Raw genomic sequence first — 22,589 nt, forward strand, 5'->3', positions numbered from 1 at the left:
AGAATGCGATGAAAAAGCTCTATGTAGTCAGCGCCCTGGCGCTTGCCTCCCTGGTGGCCGGATGCGGTGGCGGTGGCAGCAGCCATGGCGGCGATAACGGCAACGGCGGCACCACGCCGCCGCCCGTGGTCCTGCTCGATGCGTTCTACGTGGCCGTCAGCAACGTCATCCTGACCACCAGCGATGACAAGGATGGCGTGGCCATCGACGCCATCATGGCGACGTCTCCGGAAACTACGGAGCCAGTGCCGCTGTAAGCCCCGCGGGCGCCGGGAGGAGTTCAGCCCGGCGCCCGCGCCACTCCAACGTCGATGGCAGCCACGATGAAAACACCAATTTCCCTGCTGTGCGCCTGCCTGCCCTTGCTGGCAGGCGCCGCGCCCTACACGCCGAAAGATGGCGGCGCCGTCATCGAGCAGCTGCCGCGCCGCGCCGACGCCACGCAGCTCGCCCTGCGCGGCCTGCGCCAGCGGCTCGATGCCACGCCGCGCGACCTGGCCCTGGCCAGCGACCTGGCGCAGCGCTACATCGCCCTGGCGCGCAGCGAAACGGACCCGCGCTACCTCGGCTACGCGCAAGCGGCGCTGGCGCCCTGGTGGCGGCAGGCGGCGCCGCCCGTCCCCGTGCGGCTGCTGCGCGCCACCATCCTGCAAAGCACCCACCATTTCGGCCCCGCCCTGCAAGACCTTGACGCCGTCATCGCGCAGCAGCCGCAAAACGCCCAGGCCTGGCTGACGCGCGCCACCGTGCTCACCGTGCGGGGCGAGTACGCGCAAGCGACAGCGGCCTGCGCCCGCCTCTCCACCCTGACGACGCAACTGGTCACCGTCACCTGCCTTGCCAGCATCGCCAGCGTCACGGGCCGCGCCGCCAGCAGCGAGCGCCTGCTGGACCTGACCCTGCAAAGGAGCGCCGGCGCGGCGCCCGAACTCGACAGCTGGGCCGCAACCCTGCTGGCGGAAATGGCCACGCGGCGCGGCGAGAACGCCATCGCGGAAACGCGCTACCGGCAGGCGCTGGCGCGCCAGCCGCGCGACAGCTACCTGCTGGGCGCCTATACGGATTTCCTGCTCGACCAGCGGCGCCCGCAGGAAGTCGTCAACTTGCTGAAAGACCAGCAGCGCATCGACGCCCTGCTGCTGCGCTACGCGCTGGCCCTGCAAGCGCTGCCCGGCCAGCAGACGGCCTTCCTGGCGGCGAAAGCGGAACTGGCGGCCCGCTTCAACGCCGCCATGCAACGGGGCGACACCGTGCACCAGCGGGAACAGGCCCGTTTCGCCCTGTTCCTGCAGCAGGATATTGCCGCCGCCGTGCAGCTGGCGCAGCAGAACTGGGCCATCCAGAAGGAAGTGCCCGACATGCGCATCCTGCTCGAAGCGGCCCTGGCCGCGCGCAACTACGCGACGGCACAGCCTGTCCTGGCCTGGATCGCCGCCAATGGCGTGGAGGACGTGGCCCTGCAGCGCCTCGTCAGGCAGCTGGGGCCGCGGGATGGACAAAAAATCAGTACCACGAAGAAAGCAGGTGTCCTGTGAGGTGTCCTGTGAATCGCTGCCTTGTCATCCTGCTGTTGTGCGCCTGGCTGGCCCCCGCACATGCGCACAAGCCCAGCGACAGCTACCTGAGCCTGACCGTGCATGGCCAGCAGATCGAAGGGCAATGGGATATCGCCCTGCGCGACCTCGATTTCGCCATCGGCCTCGATGGCAATGGCGACGGCGCCCTGACCTGGGATGAAATCCGCGCGCGCCACGCGGCGATCGCCGCCTACGCGCTGCAGCGCCTGCAGATAGCCAGCGACCGGGGCGCGTGCCCATTGCAAGCCGTCGAGCAGCTGATCGACAAGCACACGGACGGCGCCTACAACGTGCTGCGCTTTCGCGCCGACTGCCCGGATGGCGCCGCGCCAGCCAGTGTGAGCATCGGCTACACCCTGTTCGCGGACCTCGATCCACAGCACAAGGGACTGTTGAAGCTCGCCAGCGATGGCAACACGCAAACGGCCATCTTCGACCCGGACAGCCCGCGCCAGACGATCTCCCTGGCCACGCCCGACCGCCTGGCGCAGTTCGGCGCGTACGTGAAACACGGCGTCTGGCATATCTGGATCGGCTACGACCATATCTTGTTTTTGCTGTCGCTGCTGCTGCCGGCCGTGCTGCTGCCTGGCTTGCGCGAGCAGCAGCAAGGATTGAAAACGGCTTTTTATGACGTGCTGAAGGTCGTCACGGCATTTACGCTCGCCCATTCCATCACCTTGACCCTGGCCAGCCTGTCGCTCGTGTCCCTGCCGTCGCGCTGGGTGGAATCGGCCATTGCCGCTTCCGTGATCCTGGCCGCGCTGAACAACCTGCTGCCCCTGTTCCGCGGCAAGCGCCCCGTGGCCGCCTTCGCCTTTGGCCTGATCCACGGTTTCGGTTTTGCCAGCGTGCTGCGCGACCTGGGCTTGCCGCAGGGTTCCCTGCTGGCCAGCCTGCTGGGCTTCAACGTGGGCGTGGAGCTGGGCCAGCTGGCCATCGTCGCCGCCTTCCTGCCGCTGGCCTGGCTGCTGCGCAAGACCTGGTTCTACCGCCAGGTGCTGACCGTCGGTTCGCTGGCCATCGCGCTGGTGGCGTGCGTGTGGCTGGTGGAGCGGGTGGCGGACATCAAACTGATCAGCGCATGAGGGCATGGTCGGAGGCCATTCATTAGCGCAACTAATAAGACCATGCCGATTCCAGCGGCTTATCAAAGAGTAGATGACACCGTAGAGTAGCTCCTGTCTATGATAGAAGGAGTTAGCCATGAACCGCGTCACCCTGAACAACGGCATCACCATGCCCGTCGCCGGCTACCGCCTGATCGACACGGCCGCTTCCTACCTGAACGAAGCGGCCGTCGGCAAGGGCATCCGGAATAGCGGCGTGGCCCGCGAAGAGCTGTTCGTCACCAGCAAGCTGTGGGTGCAGGACACGGGCTACGAGCGCACGCGCGACGCCATCGACGAATCGCTGCGGCGCCTGCGGCTCGATTAGCTGGACTTGTTCCTGATCCACCAGCCGTTCGGCGACGTGCACGGTTCCTGGCGCGCCATGCAGGACGCGTGTCGCGGCGGCAAGCTGCGCGCCATCGGCGTGAGCAATTTCCATACGGACCGTCTGATGGACCTGATCGCCTTCAACGACGTCGCCCCCGCCGTCAACCAGATCGAGATCAACCCTTTCCACCAGCAGGCGGACAGCGTGGCTTTCATGCTCGAGCACGGCGTGCAGCCGCAAGCGTGGGCGCCGTTCGCCGAGGGCCGCAACAACCTGTTCCACAATGAATTGCTGCTGGGCATCGCCGCCAGACATGGCAAATCCGTGGACCAGGTCGTCCTGCGCTGGCTGACGCACCGGGGCATCGCCGTGCTGGCCTGCTCGGGCGTGGAAGCTCCCTTCAGGGAAAGCCGATAAACCCCGCTGGCACGGCTTGCGTCAACCACACGCCATTGGCCGACACGTAAAACACGTGGCCCTGCGCCTGCATGGCGGCCGCGTCCACCGCCAGCACGACGGGCTTGCCATGGCGCGTGCCGACGGCCACGGCCGTTTCGTGGTTGGCCGACAGGTGCACGTGGTTGCGCGCTCCCGGCAGCAAGCCGCCGGCACGAATCGCGTCGACAAAGCGGCTGGCCGTGCCGTGGTACAGCATGGCGGGCGGCGTGGCGGGCGGCAGATCGATATCGACAGCGGCCAGGGAATGTCCCTGGTTGGCGCGGATGCGCATGCCGTCGTCGCTGATGGCGTAGCGCGTCTTGCTGTCGCGCGCCACCACGTCATCCAATTGTTCACGGGAAAGGCGGCGGCCATGCCGGGCCGCCTGCGCCAGCAGCTGGCCGATATCGGCCCAGCCGTTTGGGTCGAGCGCAAGGCCGATTTTCTCGGGCGCGTGGCGCAATATGAGGGAAAGAAATTTACTGGTATGTACCAAGTGATCTGTCATGCCCCAGTTTACCGTTATCAGAACGCGTATGACAAGGTCAGGCGCGCGGAACGGGGTTCCACGGGATGAAAATGCCGGTCGTTCACGCCATCTTGCGCTTCGCCGGGCAGGCGCGACGCATAGTAATAGTCGATGTCGCTGGCGCGCTTGTTGAACAGGTTGAACACGTCGAGCGACAGCCGCGTCCTGCGGTTGAGCTGATACGCGAGGCGCGCATACGCCAGGGTCGTCGAGGCGGAACGCACGCTATTGTCCTCAATCAAGGGCCGGGGGCCGAAGTAGCGCAATTGCAAAGCGCCCGACCACGGACCACGGTCCGTCACGGTCACGCCGAACGAGGCCACCTTGTCGATGGCGCCCGGGATATGGTTGCCGGCGGGATCGTCTTGCGTGTAGCGCGAGCGCGAGGCGGCCAGGTCCAGGTCGAACAGCAGCCAGGGCGCGGCAATATAATGGTTGTTCCACTCGATGCCGTGGCGGCGGCTGGCGCGGCTCGCTTGCGTCTCCCCCGCGTCGCCGACGAACAGCAATTCCGATGCGACGTCGAGGCGCCACAGGGCCAGCGAACTTTGCAGGCCCGGCAGCCATTCCGTGCGCGCCCCCAGTTCCATGCCCCTGGTCGGCACCAGCGGCGTGACGGGCGTGGACGGCGTGCCGTCCGGCAAGCGCGTCTGCGTCGTGCCGCGCGCATCGTTGCTGTGGAATCCCTTGCCATAATTGGCAAAAAACTCCCACTTGCTCCATGGCCCCAGGATCAAGGACAGCTTGGGCGAGACCACGTGATCGTTCGCCGCGCCGCTGTTGCCCTCGATGCTGCTGTCGACTTTGAAACGGTAAGCGTCGTAGCGCAAGCCCGCCACGGAGCGCAGCCAGGGCAGCCATTGCACGGTGTTTTCGCCGTACAGGGCGATGCTGGCCTCGCGCACCCTGTCTTCGCGCACCGTACTCTGCCGTACCCGATCCACCGTGTTGTACAAGCCGACGGGCGACAGGCGGTCGTAGCGGGCCTGCACGCCGAGCTTGTTGCGCAGGGGAAGACCGAACAGCTGCGTGCTCCAGCTTTCGCTGGCGCTCACGCCCGCCACCGTGCGCCGCTCGCTTTGCTGGAACTGGTCGCCGGTGGCCGGGTTGGCCAGGAAATATGTGAAATCGCTGTTCAGTTCCAGCTGCGAGCGGATCAGGTAGGCGTCGAATTCGAACAGGCGGTTCTCCGTACGCTTGCGCATGGCGTACGACAGGCTGGTGCGCGACGTGTCGCCGCCGTCGCTGGGCGCCAGCGAGCCGAAGCGGCCGATCTCGCCGGATGCGACGGCGCGCAGCGGCACCTGGTCGGTGGCGTTCCAGCTGTTTTTGTACGCCATGGCCGTCACGCTGAAGCCGTCATTGGCCGTGCCCTGGCTGTAGCGCAGCACGCCGCTGTATTTGCGCACGCGCTCCGGCACGTCCCACGGACCGTTGTTGCGGTGTACTTCCAGCCCGTACAGCAAGGTGCCCGGCCCGGCCGCGACGGAATCGGCCACGACGCCGCGCGCATAGCCGTGCTGGCCGATGGACACGCTGGCCTGGCCTTGCGGCAATTTGTCGGCCAGGCGGATGCGCGCGCTGCCTGCCGAGGCAAAATCGCCTTCGCCGGCGAAATACGGCCCCTTCTTGTAGTCGATGCGCTGCACCAGCTCGGGAATGAGGAAATTGAGGTCGGAATAACCCTGTCCATGCGCGTGGGAGCGCATGTTGACGGGCATGCCGTCCACGTAGGTGGCGAAATCCGTGCCATGGTCGAGGTTAAAGCCGCGCAGGAAATATTGGTTGGCCTTGCCGTCGCCGCTATGTTGGGTGACGATCAGCCCCGGCACGAATTCCAGCAATTCGCCCGTGCGCAAGGCGGGCCGGTTGACGATCAATTCGGTCGTGATGACGCCCTGGCTGGCCGCGTCCGACGTGCCGACGGCGTTGTCGTAGTGGCCCGTCACGCGCACGGTGCGCGCCGCATTGGCTACTGCATCAGGCACCGCGGCGGCAGGCGGCTCCGCCCATGCGCTGGCCTGGATGGCCAGCAAGGCCAATGCCAAAGGGATTTTCCTTGATTGCATATTTTCTCCCGTTCATCCTGAAAACAACTGCTTGTGACTCGCCTCTGAAGATACGCAAAACACCGGCGTTCGGATTCAAACATTGCGCAAAATCAAGCCGCAAAACACATGTTTTCAAACAATGAAGTAAATAGCGGCGAAGTTATCTTTAGAGAGAATGTCGTCATATAAAAAGTGCATACTACCTTTCAGAATCCGCGCACAAGACCGGCCCGCCAGCATCTCCTGCCATGCCTGCCGCTCTTTCGCCCGCGCCGCTCCGCCGCGCGCATCAGGGCTGTCGCTGTGATTTCGCCGTCTACGCGACGCCCTGCCATGTCGACCATGCAGGCTGGCGCAGCCACGGCAAAGTCTTTGGTTTTTTCCATATTGTCAGACACCGGCACGCCTGCACGGCGCGGCCTGGCGACCACTTTGAACTGGAGAACTACATGACATTGTTCCTGCCCTCTTCCACGCTGCTGACACCGGGCGACAATCCTGATGGCCAGCGCTTCGTGCTGGCCTCGCAGCAATGGATCGACCTGCAGACGCGCATCCAGGCCGTGCTGGCCCTGCCGTCGGATATCGGCGAATACGAACAGCGCTACGGCGACGCTTCGTCCGGTTCGCAAATGAAGGAATGCTTCGACGCCATGCGCAAGCTGCGCCAGACGGCCGAACGCTACGGCAGTCCCAGCAGCCTGCGGGCGAAGATCCTGCACGACCCGAATTTCCTGGCCAACGGCACGCGCCCGAAAAACGATGCCTTTTCCGCCACCGTCTGGACCGTGGAGCGGGCACACCGGGATGCCTTTACGCTGTCGTCGACCTTGCGCAGCATCCCGGAGATGGCGCGCCACGAATCGGCGGCCGACGCCACGGCCGGCATCAAGAGCCTGTTCCTCGACAATGGCCAGATACTCGACAATATGCAGAACACCATCGCGAAAATCGGCGAGTTGATCGCGGAGTTCGAATACATCGAAACAGCGCTGGACGAAGCCCAGTTGCTGATGCGCACCTTCACCGAACGCTCATCCAAGACGCGCACTGAACTCGACAAGGAAATCGGCGCCCTGGGACAGAAAATCGGAGAACTGGAGCGCGCGCGCGACGCCGCCTATTCGAAATGGCTGGCATTGACTATTTCCGCCTGCATCGTGCCCGCCGTCATCGGCATCATCGGCATTGCCATCATGGTGATCCTGGCCGTGCCCACGGGCGGCGGCAGCTTTGCCATCGGTTCGGCCGTCACGGGCGGCGGCGTGGCCCTCTCCGCAGCGGCGCTGGGCGCGGCGGCCGGCGTGGCGCGCGGCAAATACGATGGTCTGGTACAGGAAGTGCACGAGCAGAGCGCCTTCCTCGCCAAGCGCGTGTGCTACCGCAGCGACCTGGGCGCGCTCGATGAACTGATGAAATTCTCGCTGCCGGCATCCAACGGCATCCTGGGCCAGTTGCGCAGCGTGCAAGCGGCCTGGAGCACATCGGCGCGCGAACTGGGCGCGCGCGCCAGCGATTTGAGCGTGGACAACCTGCATACCGGACCATGGCTGCGCGAAGCCGAGATGGTCAAGGCGGCCGATGGCTGGCGCACGCTCGACAACGCCTTGAAGGCGTTTGTTACCGGGTCCTTTGTCGATGCCAATCTGATCGGCTTTGGCGCCAGCTTGCCGCCGGACCAGCCCGACTGGCAGCAGCAACTGGCGGCCAGGCTCGCCGCCTGACGCCAGCGTTTTCAGTAGCTGTTTTCCGTACTTCCACGCAGTCTGACCTGATCACTGAAGGGAACTACCATGAGTGTTACCGCTATTAATACCGCCGCCACGCCATCGATCGACCCGCCGCCTGGCTTGACCACGCCGGCCAATCCCCAATCCGGACAAAAGAGCCAGTTTGCCCTGTTCAGCGATAGCTGGATCGAATTGCAAGCCTATGTGGGCTCGGCCACCGAATTGCCCATCACCAAAGGCGATTTCGAAAGCAAGTACGGCGCCGTCGATGGCTCGCAAACGGTACTCGATTGCATCGGCGCAATGAAAAGCGTGCAAAACGCCTCCACCGAATTCGGCAACCCGAAAAGCCTGCGCGCGGCCCTGATCAAGAATCCCGGCCTGCTGGCCACGCCGACGCCGCCGACAGAAATCTACACGCACACAGTATGGCTGGGCCAGCGCGTGCATGACACCTCGACCAAGCTGGTGAGCGGCTATCAAAGCGTGCTGGATGAACTGCCGGGCCTGCCTCCCAAGGAACAGGTGGAAAACCTGAAAGCCTATCTGTTCGACCAGACCATGGGTCCGATACCGCTGGCGCAAAAAATGTCGGCCGAAGTGGCGGTACTGATCAGGAAGCTGGGTCTGTTCGAACAGAAAATGAATGAATACAACAGCAAGCTGCAGGCATTTACCAGCAGTTCGTCGACGATGATCGCCAATGTCAACCGCACCATCGGCGGCCTGGAAACGAAGATCGTGGAGCTGGAGAAACTGCGCGATGCAGCCTACAAGGCCTGGCGCGACTTCACCATCGCCGCCGTCACGGCGTCCGTCGGCTGCGCGCTGATCGGCGGCCTGCTGGCGCCGTTCACGGGAGGCGTCTCGCTGCTGGTGGGCGGCGCGGCCGCCATCGCCGCCGGCGTAGGGCTGGGCGTCAAGGCGGCGCAGAACCGCGCCGCCTACAACGAATATTGCACACAGATCAGCAGCCAGACGCAGGAATTGCAAAAGAAACAGCGGCTGCGCAGCGACCTGGGCGACTTCAACACGCAGATGGCGCGCGTGGGGCCGGCCATGTCCAAATTCCTTGGCAGCCTGCAAACGGTGGAAGGCGTGTGGGTGCAGATGAATACGGACATGATCACGCTGGGCAACAGCATCACGGAATCGAACGTGGGCAGCATGCCTTTCCTCGTCAAGGCGAAAGCCAAGCTGGCCATCGATTCCTGGCAAGCCATCGATGACAGCGCCAAGCAGTTTACCGTGCAGTCGCTGGTCGACTACGACAGCCTCGCATTCGGCCAGCACTTGTCGGAAAACCAGCGCGCCGCCTGATGACAGTTGCCCCCCGGCTCAGGCAGCGGGGGGCAAACATACCGATCGTTGGCTTATAGAAAGGCAAACACCATGTCGAGACAATTCGGATATCCGCTGGCAGTGCAACAGGCGGCGCTGCGGCAAGCTGTTGATGATGGCAATCCCCATCTGGCGTTTGAAGACGGCAGCGCCTGGGTTCACCTCACGTACTACATCGTCCAGGCGGACAAGCAGCAGCCCGGTCCGGACAAGGCGCTTGCAGCGGCGGCGCAAGCCGTAGCGGACGAGGCTGCCCGCTTTGGCACGCCGAAAAGCTTGCGTGCCCTGCTGGCCACAGCGCCTGACGCCCTGGCGCAGAACACGCCGCCGGCCATGCTGTACGCGGGCCTGGTGTGGTTTGTCTTGCGCCTGAAAAGTGCCGCCACCAGCATGCTGTCGTATCAACAATCACTGCTGGAGGCCGGTATTGCCGCCAGCGACAGGCGCGAAGCACTGCATGCGCTGGGACCGATGGTGGAAGAAGCGCGCGCCTCCATTGCCCCCCTGCTGCAAGGCTTGAACAAATGGAAGGATGGCGTCTTGCCGGCGAATGCGGCGCTGGCCCAGCTGGCAACACAGACGGGCACTGATCTGCAGGCGCAGCAAGAGGCGCTGGGGCGCTTGCAGGCAACCATCGCATCGATAGAGGGACAATTGGCGCACCTGGGCCTGTTCAGGGGGCACAAGAAAAAGGAACTGGAAGCGCAGTTGCACGCCCTGCGCGAGCAGCTGGCGCGCGACACGGCGCTGTCCGAGCAGCTGCGACTGCAACTGGAAGGCGTCAACCTGCTGCTGACCAATGGCGGCTGGCTGGAAACGGCTATCGACGAGCTAATCCATTGGCTGGACGGCTTGCGCACCGCCTGGAGCGCTCTCGGGTCCGGTACGACCCAGCTGGCGGCCGACGCCAGCGACGCGGATCTGGGCAACGACAGCTGGCTGGCGCAAACACTGGCCAGCGCCATGGCCTTTCCCCTGTGGCAGGCGCTCATCACCGCCGCGCAACGCTACGCCAGCAACGCGCTGGTCGACTTCCCCGCGCCGCCCGTCGCGGCGGGATGGCAGCCATGAGGCGCGCCGCCGCGCGCCTGCTGCATCTGCTGGCCATGGCCACCCTGGCGCTGGGACTGCTGCATGCGCCCGCCATGGCGCAAAACAGCAATACCGACGCGCTGGAAAACGCGCTGCGCCAGCTGGCGCAATTCCAGCGCGAAGTGGCGAATATGCGCAATGCCGTGCGCCAGCCTCTGGGACCGTACCCGCTGTACACGCAGTGCAGCTGGTGCAGCGAGCATGCGTGGTGGGGCCTGGGCATGTGCACCAAGACGACCACGGAAACATGGTCGCAGAATGTCGATTTCACGTGGACGCGCAACCAGCTCGATCAGGTGCTGGCCCGCGCCGAACGGGATGCGGGCAACCTGGGCACGGCATATGCTCCCACCCAAGCGTGGATAGACAGCTTGCCGGCCTTTAGCCGCGCCTTCGACGCGAACGCCGACCGCGTGCTGGCGGTGCAGGAGCAGATTCGCCAGGGAATCGGGCCCAACGACCAGCAGCGGCAAACGGCGACGCAGGCGCTGCAACAGCTGAGCGGCGACATGGAGCGCAGTTCGGCCCAGCTGAAGGCGGGCACGCAGGCGCTGGCGGTGTCGCTGCAGCAGCAAAGCGCCTATCGCGAACAGATCCGCCTGGCCATCGAGGGTGCCGACCGCTCGGCCCAGGAAGCGCTGCGACAGATAGAACAGGCGGCCCAGTCGCATCACTGCCAGGATGGCTTGCCGCAAAAGTTCAATGCCATCCGCGACGACTTCAAACGCTCGATCCAGAACATCTCGGCAGCTTTCCAGCAACTCGACAGCAGCAGCCGCGGCGCCGAGACCGGCCTGGCCGCACTGCTGGGCGCTGTCGTCACCTCCCAGACCGACATGCAATCCATCCTCGACCTGCTCAAGGCGGCGCAGAACGACAAGCTGGGCAGTTTCCTCGAGCGGCTGCACCTGAATGCGGCGAAACAGCAATGGCACGACCTGGCCAATGCCTATACGCGGGTGGCGCGCGAAGCGGCGCTGGCGCAAGGAGGCGGCTGACAAAGACTGACACTGCCAGGATGCCGCCGCTTTGCGCCGTCTCAATGCCACGGCCGCCCCACTTCCTATGATGAGCATATGCAGCTTGTGCAATGCCGCATCCATTGGGAGGGGCCGTGGGCAAATCGGAGACCAGCAGCGACGGCGCCAGTGCGCCGGCAGCGGTGCGCAAGAAAGATGCGCTGCCGTACATCCTGCTGTTCATCCTGCTGGCGGGCTTGCTGGCCGTGCTCGCGGGCGCCCTGCTGCCGCCCCACTATCACGCCGTGCCGGCCCTGCTGTGGAGCTTGGGCTTTTGCGTCAGCGGCATGCTGCTGGGATTTTTGTTCGGCATACCGCGCAGCCTGCCATCGGGTACCGTCAACGCGGCGCCGCCCGACGAGCGGACCAATGGCAAGGGCCGAACCACGGACGAGCCGCCCCCGGCAAGCACCGACGTGGCGGCAGGCAACGCCAGCAATACCCTGTTCCTGGGCACGCCCACGCCCATGGAAATCAATTCGAATCTGGTGGAAGTGTCGGACTGGCTGACGAAAATCATCGTCGGCGTGGGTTTGATCGAGCTCAAAAGTCTGCCCGGCAGCGCGCGCAGCATGGCCGCCTTCATCGCGCCCAGCCTGGCCACCGACACGCCGACGGCCATGGCCATCGTGGGCGGCATCATGCTGTTCTTTTCCGTGCATGGTTTTCTGATCGGCTACCTGCTCACGCGCATTTACCTGTCCATCATGATCAAGCGCGCCGACAGCCTCGTCAAGAATGAATCCGTGCGCCTGGAAAGCGGCAAGGAAATCGAAGTGACGGAATTGAGCCGCTTGCAGCAAAAGTCGCTCGACGACATGCAGGAAGCCGTGACGCAGCTGCTGCTGGCCCATCCGCCGGACGGGGGCGCGGCGGTCACGGCCCTGGCCGGCATGCCGGCGGAGAAAAAGCCCGCCACTCTGGTGCTGTGGCTGGATGACCATCCACGCAACAATACCTTGCTGGTGGAACAGATGGAACGGGAAAACATCAAGGTAGACCAGGCGGCCTCGACGCGGCAGGCGCTGGCCATGCTGCAACAGAAACCCTATGCGCTGCTCATCACGGACATGGCACGGGTGGAAAACCGTCGGCGCATCAAGGATGCGGGCGTGCGCACGGTGCGCGAGGTGCGACAGGCGCAGCCTGCGCTGCCCATCATCGTCTATTGCAGCAAAGATACGTTGGCAAGTTATGGCACGGAAGCGGAGGCGGCGGGTGCGCGCTTCATCACCACGTCCGGCACCAGTCTGCTGGCGGCCGTCAACAAGCTATTGCACGAGGGACGCGAGGACGGCGATCAATCCACCCGGTAACGGTAGCTGCCCACATAGTGGAGCGAACTGCACTGCGGATGCGCCAGCTGATTCGGCGCGAACACGCACACGCTCGTGTCGGCCAGCACGCCCTGTGCCTGCGCATCCGCACAGGCTTGCGCCAGCCAGCTGTCGGCATACGACACGCCGTCCAGCAGCTGCGCCAGCGGCACGGGCGCCGGCAACAGCGCGCTTTCAATACAGGCTGGCTCGTACCGGGTGAGACCCGTTTCCAGGAAGAATGGCGACGGCACGGCATCGCCATCGTCCGTGTACGCGGGAGCCACATAGGCCTGCAGCGCTTCCCGGCCGGGAAAGCGGCCGCTGCAGGCAAACACGTGGACGATGGGCACGCTTACAGCTTCTCCATCTTTTGCCGCACGGCCGGCGCCGTCGAGGCCGTCGGCGCCAGTTCCAGATACGTCTTATACGCGGCCTTGGCCTTGGCCGCATCGCCAGCCTTGGCATAGGCGTCGCCCAGGTTCAAGTAGGCGATGGCGCGCGACGGGTCCATCTTGACCGTGTTTTCAAACCAGCGGGCCGCTTCGCGGTATTTTTCCTGCTTGTAGAAAACAAAACCCAGGTTGTTGGCGGCCAGTGCGAAATCGGGGCGCAATTTCAGCGCTTCCGTAAATTGCGCTTCCGCCGCCGCATATTGTTTCTCCTTGTACAGCTGCAAGCCGCGGTCGTTGGCCCGCTGCGCCAGCTGGCGCGTGGAGGTCGGCACGGCGCCCGGCGTGACGATCTTCTGCTCGCCGCCCTGCAAGTCCTTGACCGTCACGCTGGCGGTGGCCGGCTTCGCGTCGAGCTTGCTGTTCAGGGCGATGGCTTCCGTCGACAGCTGCGTCGTGTTCGGGCTGAGGAATTCCGTCTCGCCCGGCAATTCGAAGACGAAATCGCCCCCTTCCGAGCCCGGCAGGCTGCCGAACGCGGGAGTCTGGTTCGAGACGCTGGAAACGGCCGGCGCCACGTAGGCCGCCAGTTCCGTGGCCGTGATCAAGCCGTCGCCGTTGAGGTCACCCTTGCCAGCCAGGCCCTGCAGCAGGGTCCACGTGAAGACGGAATGGCCGTTCGGCCCGCCATCGGCCACCAGCTGGTCGCCGCCACCGGCCGTCAGCATTTGCCGTCCGATGCGCTTGGCGTTGTCGCGCAGGAAAGAGCTGGAACCGGCGCCGCGCGTCAGGCCCAGGCCGCTGTAACAGGCATCCATGACGAAGAACGCGTGCTTGGCCGTCAAGGACTCCGCGATATTCTGGATTTCCGTCATCGGAATCGCATCCGTGGCGAACTGTGCCGGGTCGGAATCGACGGGCACGATGTAGCCGAGGTCGCGTCCGGAACTGAGCTTGCGCGTGGCGCCGTGGCCGGCGAAGAAGACGAAGATGCGGTCATTCTTTTGCACGCCGCCATGGGCCAGCTTGTCGTGGAAGGCGGCCAGGATGTTGTTGCGCGTCGCTTCGCCATTCTTCAGGGTCACGACACGCTCGGGCGCGAACGCGAATTTCTCGATCAGCGTCTCGCGGATGCCTTGCGCATCGCGCACCGCATATTGCAACTTTGGCCATTTCGCGTAATCGTCGATGCCGATCACGACGGCCCAGGAATTGGCATAACCGGTGGTGACGGGCACTTTTTCAGGCGCGGGCGCCGTGCTTTTGGGCACCTGGAAGCTCGTGCCATCCCAGCCCGCGAATTGATAGCCTTCGGCGATCAGCTTGTCGAGCACGGCCGGCAAGGCTTTCACCGTGCGCTCGTGGATGTCGTGGAACAGCACGATGCCGCGTCCCGCCTTGTCGACGGAGGCCAGCACGCGGTTCGTGATCGAGCTGGGCACGGGGTCGGCCCAGTCCAGCGAATCGATATTCCACATCACGGATTTCAAATGCGCATCGGCCAGCGCGGCCATGCCTTCGCTGTTGCGCGCGCCATACGGGAAGCGGAACAGCGCGGCCCGCTCGGGGCTGATGGCTTTCAGCAAGGTATCCGTGCCGAGGATTTCGCCTTTCAGCTTGTCGCCCGTCTGTTTCGACAATTGCGCGTGGCTGAAACTGTGGTTGCCCACGGCATAGCCCTCTTGCATCAGCTTGCGGCTCACTTCCGCGCCCGCATTCAGCTTGGCGTGGCCTTCCGCGTCGAGCGAACCGAGGTTGCGCCCCACGTTGAAGAACACGGCCGGCACGCCATACTGTTTCAGGATGGCGGTGATCTCTTCCGTGTAGCGGCGGTGCGGGCCGTCGTCAAAGGTCAGCACGATGGTTTTCTTCGGCAAGCCGAGGCCGAAGATTTCCGCCTCGTCCTTCTTGGGGACGGGCTTGGCGTCGGGCACGGAGCCGGCCGGCGGTGTCGCATACGGTACGACGATGCCGTTTTCCTTCAAAATCTGTTCGCGGCTGTAAAGTTTTTTCAGCTGCGCCACGTAATCGTCCCACCGTTCGCGCTTGAGTTCGATGGCGCGCTGGCCCAGGTTGCCGAAGATTTGCCGGATTTCCTTCTCATAATTGCGCTCGATCTCGCCCAGCGCATCGAGGTCTTCCGAAATGCGCTTGTGCAGCTTGATGGCCGGCAAGGACGAGTCTTTCGCCACGTCGACCAGCATGCTTTGCAGCAGCTCGCGGAAGGCCAGGCGGTCCGCGTCATACAGGCCGGGATCGGATTCGATATACGTCAACAGGCTGTCGAGCGCTTCGAAGCGGCCCGGATTGGTGGGCGCCGTCAACTGGTCGAGCGCCGCATCGAGCTTGGCGATGCGTTCCTGGTTGTCATGGAACAGCGCCTGCCCCACTTTACGGGCTTCGTCGCGCGCCCCTTCGGGCAAGCTTTGCTCGTCGGCCAGCAACACGATAATCTTGCGGAAATTGCCCAGCAAGTCGCGGAACTGGGCGGCCACGGCGGCCGTGTCGACGGTCGCTTGAGGTGCGGCGGCCGGACTGCCCGAGGACGGGGCGCCCGGCGTGGCGGTGACGGCGGGACGGGTGTACGCATAAATGCCGGCCCCAGCGGCGAGTGCCACGACGACGGTGGCGGCGATCTTGATCGGCTTGGAAGTCACAGGCTTGTCATTCCCTTCACATACTATGCATAGAATTCAGATGGCGCGGATGCGCACGATGCATAATTGTAAAGCACGCTTGGCAGTTGTTCAGTCCGCACGATGAATTTCGGCAATAATATCGCTGAACCCCTCCATCGATAGCGAAAACGGAAAAGACGATGCACAAGAAACTCTGCGCAGCCGCGCTCATGCTGGGCGTGGCCCTGATGCTGCTGCAACTGCGCGCGCATGCGGGCGATGGCGTGGTGACGCTGGTCGGGCACGTGTGCTTGCCGCACTGAGCAATTGAGCTGGCCGTCTGATCAATCAGGGTCCGGGTCGAAACGCTTGCGCAAGCCTTGCCAGCACTCAAAATAATCGTTCTGCAGCAGGCCGCCATCGAGCGCGAACGGCGTGGGCTTGATAATGGTGCGCGTCTCGAACATGAAGGCCATGGTGTCGCCCACCTTCACGGGCGCGGACGTGTCGCTGTGCGACGCCTTCTCGAACGTTTGCGCATCGGGGCCGTGGCCGGACATGCAGTTGTGCAGGCTGGCGCCGCCCGGCACGAAACCGGCCGCCTTGGCGTCGTATACGCCGTGGATCAGTCCCATGAATTCGCTGGCCACGTTGCGGTGGAACCACGGTGGGCGGAAAGTGTGCTCGGCGGCCAGCCAGCGCGGCGGGAAGATGGCGAAGTCGATGGCGCCGAACAGGGGATTTTCGCTGGGCGCCTGCAGCACGAGGAAGATCGACGGGTCGGGATGGTCGTAGCTGATCGAGCCGATGGTGTTGAAGCGGCGCAAATCGTATTTGTATGGCGCGTAGTTGCCATGCCAGGCCACCACGTCCAGCGGCGAATGGTCGAGGGTCGTGCGCCACAGATGGCCTCCGAACTTGGCCACCAGCTCGCATTCGCCGTCGATGTCTTCATACGCCGCGTGCGGCGTGAGGAAATCGCGGCTGTTGGCCAGGCCGTTCGAGCCGATGGGCCCCATGTCGGGCAGGCGGAAGGCCGTGCCGAAGTTTTCGCACACATAGCCGCGCGCCTTGCCGTCCGGCAGGGTCACACGGAAGCGCACGCCGCGGGGGATGACGGCGATTTCCTGCGGTTCCAGCTCGATCAAGCCCAGTTCCGTGGCGATCGCCAGCCGGCCCTCCTGCGGCACGACCAGCAATTCGCCATCGGCCGAATAAAAGAAGCGCCGCATGGAACGGTTGGCAGCATACACGTGGATGGCGCAGCCGCTCATCGTTTCAGCGCTGCCGTTGCCCGCCATCGTCTGCCAGCCATCGATGAAATCCACCGCCGTGGCGCCATCGGGCAGCGGCAGCGGGTCCCAGCGCAATTGGTTCGGCGGCGTCGGCGGCATGGCGTGGAAGTCGCTGACGATGCGCGTGTTGGCAAGCACAGTGAATGGCGGATGCTGGCTGGCGGGACGGATGCGGTACAGCCACGAACGGCGGTTCTGTGCGCGCGGCGCCGTGAAGGCCGTGCCCGACAATTGTTCCGCATACAGGCCCAGCGGCGCCTGCTGCGGCGAATTCTGCCCCTGCGGCAAGGCGCCGGGCACGGCTTCCGTGGCAAATTCGTTGCCGAAGCCGCTTTGGTAGCCAGCGCCTATCATGCGCGCTCCGCCAGGCCGTCGGCCGCGTCGCGCAGCAAGCCCTGCACCACATCGGCCTTGCCGATGGCGCCCATGGCCAGCAAGGCGAAGCGGGCCAGGAACAGGGGCGAACGCTGTTCGCCCAGGCCGCCCATGGTGTGGCACAGCTCGGTGTATAGATTATCCAGTTCGATGTCGGTCATGTTGTCTCCTTGTTACTTCGATTGGGCGATGCCGGCCGCCGCCAGCGCTGCCGCCACCTGTCCCGCCTGCACTTGCCGCCAACGTCCCAGCACGTGGCCATCGGGGCGCACGAGGTACAACGTGCCGGGCTGCGCGTCGAACAGCGAGCATACCTGCGCCGTATGGTCCCAGGCGCACCCTTGCGCCCCGCTGCGGGAAATCGCCACGGTCGTCAGCGGCAAGGTGTCGCCCAGCGCCAGCAGGTCCGCAGGCACCTGGCCATCCTCGCTGAAGTACAGTCCCGTGAAATCGCCATCAACGCGCTTCACCAGATCGGTAATATACCCCGCTTTTTGCCCGCCGTTGTGCGGCAGCGCCAGCGGGCATTCGGGCAAGACCGTGCCCGGCGCGGGGCCGGTGGCAAACGTGTCGAGGTCCGGCGCATTCAGGGCCGACTGCGCATACGCGATGGCGCTGGTCTGGCGCGGATTGATCAGCGAGCGCACGTGCGCATGCTTGCCCGCCAGGCCCAGCACGGCCGTGCGCATCAGCTCGAAGGCGAAGGTGGGCGGCGCCATGAATTCCGTGCTTTTCGTGCCGTGGCGCAGGTTTTCATGGGCCGCATACACGCGCTCGTTCGAATAGCTGTCCAGCAAAGCCTGCGGTGCCTGGCCCTTGACGACGTAGGCCAGCTTCCAGGCCAGGTTGTCCGCGTCGTCGATGCCGGAATTGGCTCCGCGCACGCCGAAGATGGGCACCAGGTGGGCCGCGTCGCCCGCGAACAGCACGGGACCATGCCGGTATTTGTCCAGGGTCAAGGCATTCGCCTTGTAGATGGTGATCCACACGGGATGCCATGGCTGCGTCTCGCCCATCATGGCCAGCAGGCTGTCCACGCGGGGCGCCACGTTTTCCAGCAACACGGCCGCCTGCGCATCCTCGTCGTCGCGCAATTGATAGTCGATGCGCCAGATATCGTCGGGCTGCTTGTGCACCAGCACGGTCGAGCCGGGATTCGACGGCGGGTCGAAATAGGCGAGGCGCTCCGTCGGGCGCTCGCTCTTCAGGTGAATATCGACGATCACATAGCGCCCTTCATAGCTGGTGCCCTGCAGTTTCAGGCCCAGCGCCTCGCGCACGGCGCTGCGCCCGCCGTCGGCCGCCACCAGCCAGTCCGTCTCGATCTGGTAGGTTTCATCGGACGTGGCCACGGTGACGGTGGCGCCGTCGGCGCGCCGCTCCAGGCCAGTCACCCGCGTTTGCCAGCGGATATCGATCAGCTCGGGCTGGCGTTCGGCCGCGTCGAGCAGGAATTGCTCGATATGGTATTGCGCCAGGTTGACCATGGGCGGCAGCTTCTGGTTCGCGTCTTGCGGCATCGTGAAGTGCAGCACTTCCTCGTCGCGGTAAAAGCTGCGTCCGCCCGCCCAGGGCAAGCCCTTGGCCAGGAAACCGTCGAGCGCGCCCAGCCGTTCGATGATTTCCAGGCTGCGCCGCGAAATGCAGATGGCGCGGCTGCCCGTGCAGACGCCATCGTCCGCTTCGATCAGCACCGAACGCACGCCGTGGCGCGCCAGGCCCAAGGCCGTGGCCAGGCCCACGGGGCCGCCGCCGACGATGAGGACCGGGACGTGCTGGGTGCCGGCGCCAACTGCTTTGCCGGGCGGATACACCTTCGGCACATGGGGATAGGGGTGAAACGTGTCGCTCATGATGGCTTCCTCTTCAAGAATGTGTTTTACCGGCTCGCGCGATGGGCAGGGTCAGCACGATGGCCGCGCCCGCCACCAGCAGCACGCTGGCGTACAGCAAGCCGGTGGCAAAGCTGTGCGTGAGATCCTTCAGCCAGCCCACGACGACGGGGTTCAGGGCCGAGCCGATATTGCCCGTGGCATTGATGACGGCGATGCCAATGGCGCGCGCGCCCAGACTCAATGCCCGGTCCGGCGTCGTCCAGAAGACGGACATCGCGGTATACGCGCCCGTCGAGGCCATGCACACGCCCAGCAGCTGCACCACCGGGTTACCGGAATACGCCGTGAACAGCCAGCCGGCGGCCGACAGCAGCATGGGCCAGACGATGTGCCAGCGGCGTTCCTGCAGGCGGTCCGAGCGGCGGCCCCAGGCAATCATGCCGATCACGGTGCACACTTGCGGAATGGCCGCCAGCAAGCCGATTTGCGTGTTGCTGGCGTTGCTGTTAAAACTTTTCACGATCAGCGGCGTCCACACGGCCACCATCGCCAGGGTATTCACCAGGCAAAAATAGGCGATGCCGAATTTCAGCACGGTGGGCGACAGCATTTCCGCCAGCACCGAGGTTTTTTGGCGGGGCTCCACCGGCTTGTGCTCGGCCGCCAGCATGCGCGCCAGCACTTGCTGCTCCAGCTTGCCCAGCCAGTTCGCCTTGGCGGGCGAGTCGTCGAGGTAACCGTACACGGCCAGGCCCAGCAGAACGGAAGGCATGCCTTCGAGCAAGAACAGCCATTGCCAGCCTTTCAAGCCCCAGTGGCCGTCCAAGCCCAGGATCAGGCCCGACAGGGCCGAACCGATGGCGGCCGTGACGGGCATGGCGATCATGAACAGGGCATTGGCCCGCGCCCGGTAGGCGCTGGGAAACCAGTAGGTCAGATACAGCAGCATGCCGGGCAGAAAGCCCGCCTCCGTCACGCCGACGAGAAAGCGCAGCGCGTACAGGCTGGCCGGGCCGCTGGCGAACAGGGTCGCCGTCGAGGCCAGGCCCCAGGCGATCATCATGGAGCCTATCCATTTACGGGCGCCGATGCGGGCCAGCACGATGTTGCTGGGGATGCTGCAGGCGATGTAGGCGATATAAAACAGGGTGGTGGCAAAGCCGAACTGGGTGCCGGACAGGCCCAGGTCTTGCATCATGGTCAGGCCGGCGAAGCCGATATTGATGCGATCCAGAAAGGAAAACACGAACAGCAGGAACAAAAATCCCAGCAAATGGCGCGATACCTTGCGCATCACCTGCTGTTCCAGTTGGAGGGTGGCCGCGTCAGAAACGGGCGCGGCAGTAGCGGGCGTGGCGGGGGGAACCGCCTGGGTGATGGTCATGCTGGTCTCCATAAGGTGTCGCCCTCCCCTTGTTATTGTTCTTGGGTGAGAGCGGCCGGGTGATCCCGGCTTGCAACACAGTATGCAGACGACTATGCCGATGGTTGTCCCCATTTTGGGGACAACCATCGGCCAAAAGGACTAGCCAGCGAGCTTAGCCGCGTTTCTTGATAGGCACGTTATCGATTTTCTGGTTGCCATAGCTGAAGGAACCGTGGCCGCTCCAGTTGTTATCGGTGACAAAGGTGGCGTCGAACTTGGCCAGGTAGCTGCCGATGGCCGGTGGCGGCACGGAAACGACATACTCGCCGCTCAGGCTAAAGACGCGCGTGGCGCCGCCGATGCCCAGGCCGTGCACGGGGCCGCTGACGGGGCGAATCACCACGCGGCCATGCGGCGGGGCGATCGATTGCGTGATCAGTGCTTCGCCGCTGACGGAACCATCGTCAGGATTGTAAAACAGAGCCAGATTCAGGATCGGTGCGCCAGGCAAGCCAAGATTGCCTGCGATCAGAAACACGTGCTCTACCGCATTCAGTTCAGATGAGGACACAATGGACTCCTTCGGAAATGATTTCTGAGCCATCAAGACAGAGATCGCGGGACGCGACAGGCATAGGCTGTCAGCCTTGCCGATGGCCGTTTTGCTTTGGCGCATCAACACTCTGCAGATAGCATAGTCAATATTTTGCTAGCAATATGCTCACATTATTGCCTTGAATTCAGGAAATTTTATGCAGCCCCTGGCATGCCCCTACCGCCAGCATTTATCCAGCCTATGCCCCTAGACATAGCGCAAATAATTGTCGCTGGCTGGAAATGCCCAGGCGCTTATAGGCGCGCTTCTGGTAGGTGATCACGCTGGATGGCTGCAGGCCCATGGTCTCGGCGATTTCCACGGCCGTGAGGCCTTCGAGCACGCAGCGCAACACGTCCAGTTCGCGCTTGCTCAAGGCGGGGCAATGCTGGCGCAGCCTTGCCAGCATCATCGGCGCGACGCCTAGCGTGGCCTGGCCATTCAAGCTGTAGTGGTGTTTGACGGCATGGGCAAACAGCGGTGACAGGGTTTCGATGCCCGCCACTTCGCCGGGCAGGAACTTGCCCTGGCTGCTGTCGCGATAAAAATTGACGGACAGCCAGATGTCGCCGGCCGGCTGCACCAGCAAGGATAGCCGGTCAGAGACATTCGGTTTTTGATAGCAGGTGGCGCGGTAGCCGGGATGGTCGATCTCGTCGCTGGCCTGCTGGTGCAGCACGATGGCGGGATCGAGTTTGCGCCCCGGCGTCGGCGCGATCACGCGCTGGTTGCCATCGAGCGCGTAATAGTGGCGCGCGTAACTCTCGGCAATGTCTTGCAGAAAACGGCCGCCGCGCCGGTCGGCCACGGCGACGGTGCGGGGCCGGTTGCCAAATTCATAGGCAAAGATCGTGCACTGGGCGATGGGCGCGACCGTGCTGACCGTCTTCAGGATGACCCCGGCGACGGCGTTCACGTCCGCATGGCCGATGGCCGCCATCAGCTCCAGGGTACGCCCGAAGTCCAGCTGCCCTTCCGCCTGCCGCCGCTCGACGCGCCAGTAACGCATGCCCGCTCCCCTCTGCCGCTTCGCTTACTGCGCGCGCTGCGGCAAGACCCAGTCCGGCCGGATGTAATGGCAGGTATAGCCGTGCGGCAAGCGCTGCAGATAATCCTGGTGCTCCGCTTCCGCTTCCCAGAACGGACCGGCCGGCGCCACTTCCGTCACCACCTTGCCGGGCCACAGGCCGGAGGCGTCGACGTCGCGTATCGTGTCTTCGGCCACGCGTTTTTGCTCGTCGTTCGTGTAGAAGATGGCCGAACGGTAGCTCGTGCCGCGGTCATTGCCCTGGCGGTTTTCCGTGCTGGGGTCGTGGATCTGAAAGAAGAATTCCAGGATCTTGCGATAGCTGATGGTGTTCGGGTCGAAGATGATCTCGATCGCTTCCGCGTGCGTGCCGTGGTTGCGGTAGGTGGCGTTGGCCACGTCGCCGCCGCTGTAGCCCACGCGCGTGGCGAGCACGCCCGGATAACGGCGCAGCAAGTCTTGCACGCCCCAGAAGCAGCCGCCCGCCAGGATCGCGGTTTCCTTGTCTTGTGCCATGGTGTCTTTCCCGTTGTAGTCAGAAGCAGCTATCTTA

At 64.2% G+C, this 22,589-nt stretch carries 20 protein-coding genes and 1 pseudogene; 10 read left to right on the forward strand and 11 right to left on the reverse strand.

What is annotated here, in order from left to right; translation table 11 throughout:
- Window positions 1–8: 8 nt before the first annotated feature.
- The 4 genes and pseudogenes from GCN78_RS20580 to GCN78_RS20595 form a co-directional block, all read left to right on the forward strand.
- Window positions 9–257, forward strand: coding sequence for a hypothetical protein (locus GCN78_RS20580; RefSeq protein ID WP_152253352.1), 249 nt, complete (start codon window positions 9–11; stop codon window positions 255–257).
- A 66-nt stretch (window positions 258–323) separates the two neighbouring features.
- Window positions 324–1,535 (forward strand): tetratricopeptide repeat protein, encoded by a 1,212-nt coding sequence (locus tag GCN78_RS20585; protein ID WP_152253353.1) that lies wholly within the window; start codon window positions 324–326, stop codon window positions 1,533–1,535.
- Between the two features lie 8 nt (window positions 1,536–1,543).
- The gene (locus tag GCN78_RS20590) at window positions 1,544–2,665 is read left to right on the forward strand and encodes a HupE/UreJ family protein (protein WP_152253354.1); all 1,122 of its coding nucleotides are present in this window, start codon (window positions 1,544–1,546) and stop codon (window positions 2,663–2,665) included.
- 118 nt (window positions 2,666–2,783) lie between these two features.
- Window positions 2,784–3,401 (forward strand): annotated as a pseudogene (locus GCN78_RS20595) (aldo/keto reductase); the annotation flags it as partial.
- Window positions 3,402–3,417: 16 nt separating this feature from the next.
- Here GCN78_RS20595 and GCN78_RS20600 read toward each other — a convergent pair.
- Window positions 3,418–3,963 (reverse strand): RNA 2'-phosphotransferase, encoded by a 546-nt coding sequence (locus tag GCN78_RS20600; protein ID WP_152253355.1) that lies wholly within the window; start codon window positions 3,961–3,963, stop codon window positions 3,418–3,420.
- Between the two features lie 17 nt (window positions 3,964–3,980).
- A complete protein-coding gene (locus GCN78_RS20605) occupies window positions 3,981–6,053 on the reverse strand; it encodes a TonB-dependent receptor (protein ID WP_152253356.1) in 2,073 nt (690 codons plus the stop codon).
- A gap of 431 nt (window positions 6,054–6,484) precedes the next feature.
- Between GCN78_RS20605 and GCN78_RS20610 the strand changes: the two genes are divergently transcribed.
- The 5 genes from GCN78_RS20610 (at window position 6,485) to GCN78_RS20630 (ending at window position 12,533) form a co-directional block, all read left to right on the forward strand.
- Window positions 6,485–7,759 carry an alpha-xenorhabdolysin family binary toxin subunit A gene (locus GCN78_RS20610; RefSeq protein ID WP_152253357.1) on the forward strand — a complete coding sequence of 425 codons (1,275 nt, stop codon included), beginning with the start codon at window positions 6,485–6,487 and terminating at the stop codon, window positions 7,757–7,759.
- 69 nt (window positions 7,760–7,828) lie between these two features.
- The gene (locus GCN78_RS20615; RefSeq protein WP_152253358.1) at window positions 7,829–9,085 is read left to right on the forward strand and encodes an alpha-xenorhabdolysin family binary toxin subunit A; all 1,257 of its coding nucleotides are present in this window, start codon (window positions 7,829–7,831) and stop codon (window positions 9,083–9,085) included.
- A gap of 72 nt (window positions 9,086–9,157) precedes the next feature.
- On the forward strand, window positions 9,158–10,177 hold the full coding sequence (locus tag GCN78_RS20620) for a hypothetical protein (RefSeq protein WP_152253359.1): 1,020 nt from the start codon (window positions 9,158–9,160) through the stop codon (window positions 10,175–10,177).
- Window positions 10,174–11,196, forward strand: a complete 1,023-nt coding sequence (locus GCN78_RS20625; protein WP_152253360.1) for a hypothetical protein — start codon at window positions 10,174–10,176, stop codon at window positions 11,194–11,196. The genes GCN78_RS20620 and GCN78_RS20625 overlap by 4 nt, the downstream gene beginning before the upstream one ends.
- Window positions 11,197–11,312: 116 nt before the next feature.
- A complete protein-coding gene (locus GCN78_RS20630) occupies window positions 11,313–12,533 on the forward strand; it encodes a response regulator (RefSeq protein ID WP_193316811.1) in 1,221 nt (406 codons plus the stop codon).
- On the opposite strand, the gene GCN78_RS20635 is transcribed toward GCN78_RS20630, so the two are convergent.
- The gene (locus tag GCN78_RS20635; protein ID WP_152253362.1) at window positions 12,518–12,886 is read right to left on the reverse strand and encodes an immunity 22 family protein; all 369 of its coding nucleotides are present in this window, start codon (window positions 12,884–12,886) and stop codon (window positions 12,518–12,520) included. The two genes, GCN78_RS20630 and GCN78_RS20635, sit on opposite strands and share 16 nt — an antisense overlap.
- A 2-nt stretch (window positions 12,887–12,888) precedes the next feature.
- The gene (locus GCN78_RS20640) at window positions 12,889–15,582 is read right to left on the reverse strand and encodes a polysaccharide deacetylase family protein (protein ID WP_152253363.1); all 2,694 of its coding nucleotides are present in this window, start codon (window positions 15,580–15,582) and stop codon (window positions 12,889–12,891) included.
- 161 nt (window positions 15,583–15,743) lie between these two features.
- Here GCN78_RS20640 and GCN78_RS29910 point away from each other — a divergent pair, with 161 nt between their 5' ends.
- Window positions 15,744–15,866 carry a hypothetical protein gene (locus tag GCN78_RS29910; RefSeq protein WP_264372695.1) on the forward strand — a complete coding sequence of 41 codons (123 nt, stop codon included), beginning with the start codon at window positions 15,744–15,746 and terminating at the stop codon, window positions 15,864–15,866.
- Window positions 15,867–15,887: 21 nt separating this feature from the next.
- Here the strand turns inward: GCN78_RS29910 and hmgA are convergent, their stop codons facing one another.
- The 7 genes from hmgA to msrA all read right to left on the reverse strand — a co-directional run bounded on the left by hmgA (window position 15,888) and on the right by msrA (window position 22,552).
- On the reverse strand, window positions 15,888–17,192 hold the full coding sequence (gene hmgA, locus GCN78_RS20645) for a homogentisate 1,2-dioxygenase (protein ID WP_152253364.1): 1,305 nt from the start codon (window positions 17,190–17,192) through the stop codon (window positions 15,888–15,890).
- On the reverse strand, window positions 17,189–17,374 hold the full coding sequence (locus GCN78_RS20650; protein ID WP_034755818.1) for a DUF2783 domain-containing protein: 186 nt from the start codon (window positions 17,372–17,374) through the stop codon (window positions 17,189–17,191). Before GCN78_RS20650 ends, hmgA begins: the two co-directional genes overlap by 4 nt.
- 12 nt (window positions 17,375–17,386) lie before the next feature.
- Window positions 17,387–19,066, reverse strand: a complete 1,680-nt coding sequence (locus tag GCN78_RS20655; RefSeq protein ID WP_152253365.1) for an FAD-dependent oxidoreductase — start codon at window positions 19,064–19,066, stop codon at window positions 17,387–17,389.
- A 13-nt stretch (window positions 19,067–19,079) separates the two neighbouring features.
- Window positions 19,080–20,432 (reverse strand): MFS transporter, encoded by a 1,353-nt coding sequence (locus GCN78_RS20660; protein ID WP_152253366.1) that lies wholly within the window; start codon window positions 20,430–20,432, stop codon window positions 19,080–19,082.
- 154 nt (window positions 20,433–20,586) lie between these two features.
- Complete coding sequence (locus GCN78_RS20665) at window positions 20,587–20,985, reverse strand: DUF1842 domain-containing protein (protein ID WP_152253367.1); 399 nt, start codon at window positions 20,983–20,985, stop codon at window positions 20,587–20,589.
- Window positions 20,986–21,208: 223 nt separating this feature from the next.
- Complete coding sequence (locus GCN78_RS20670; protein WP_152253368.1) at window positions 21,209–22,018, reverse strand: helix-turn-helix domain-containing protein; 810 nt, start codon at window positions 22,016–22,018, stop codon at window positions 21,209–21,211.
- Between the two features lie 24 nt (window positions 22,019–22,042).
- Window positions 22,043–22,552, reverse strand: coding sequence for a peptide-methionine (S)-S-oxide reductase MsrA (msrA, locus tag GCN78_RS20675; protein WP_152253369.1), 510 nt, complete (start codon window positions 22,550–22,552; stop codon window positions 22,043–22,045).
- Between the last annotated feature and the right edge of the window lie 37 nt (window positions 22,553–22,589).

The sequence above is a fragment of the Janthinobacterium rivuli genome (genome assembly GCF_009208735.1).
Classification (GTDB): domain Bacteria; phylum Pseudomonadota; class Gammaproteobacteria; order Burkholderiales; family Burkholderiaceae_D; genus Janthinobacterium.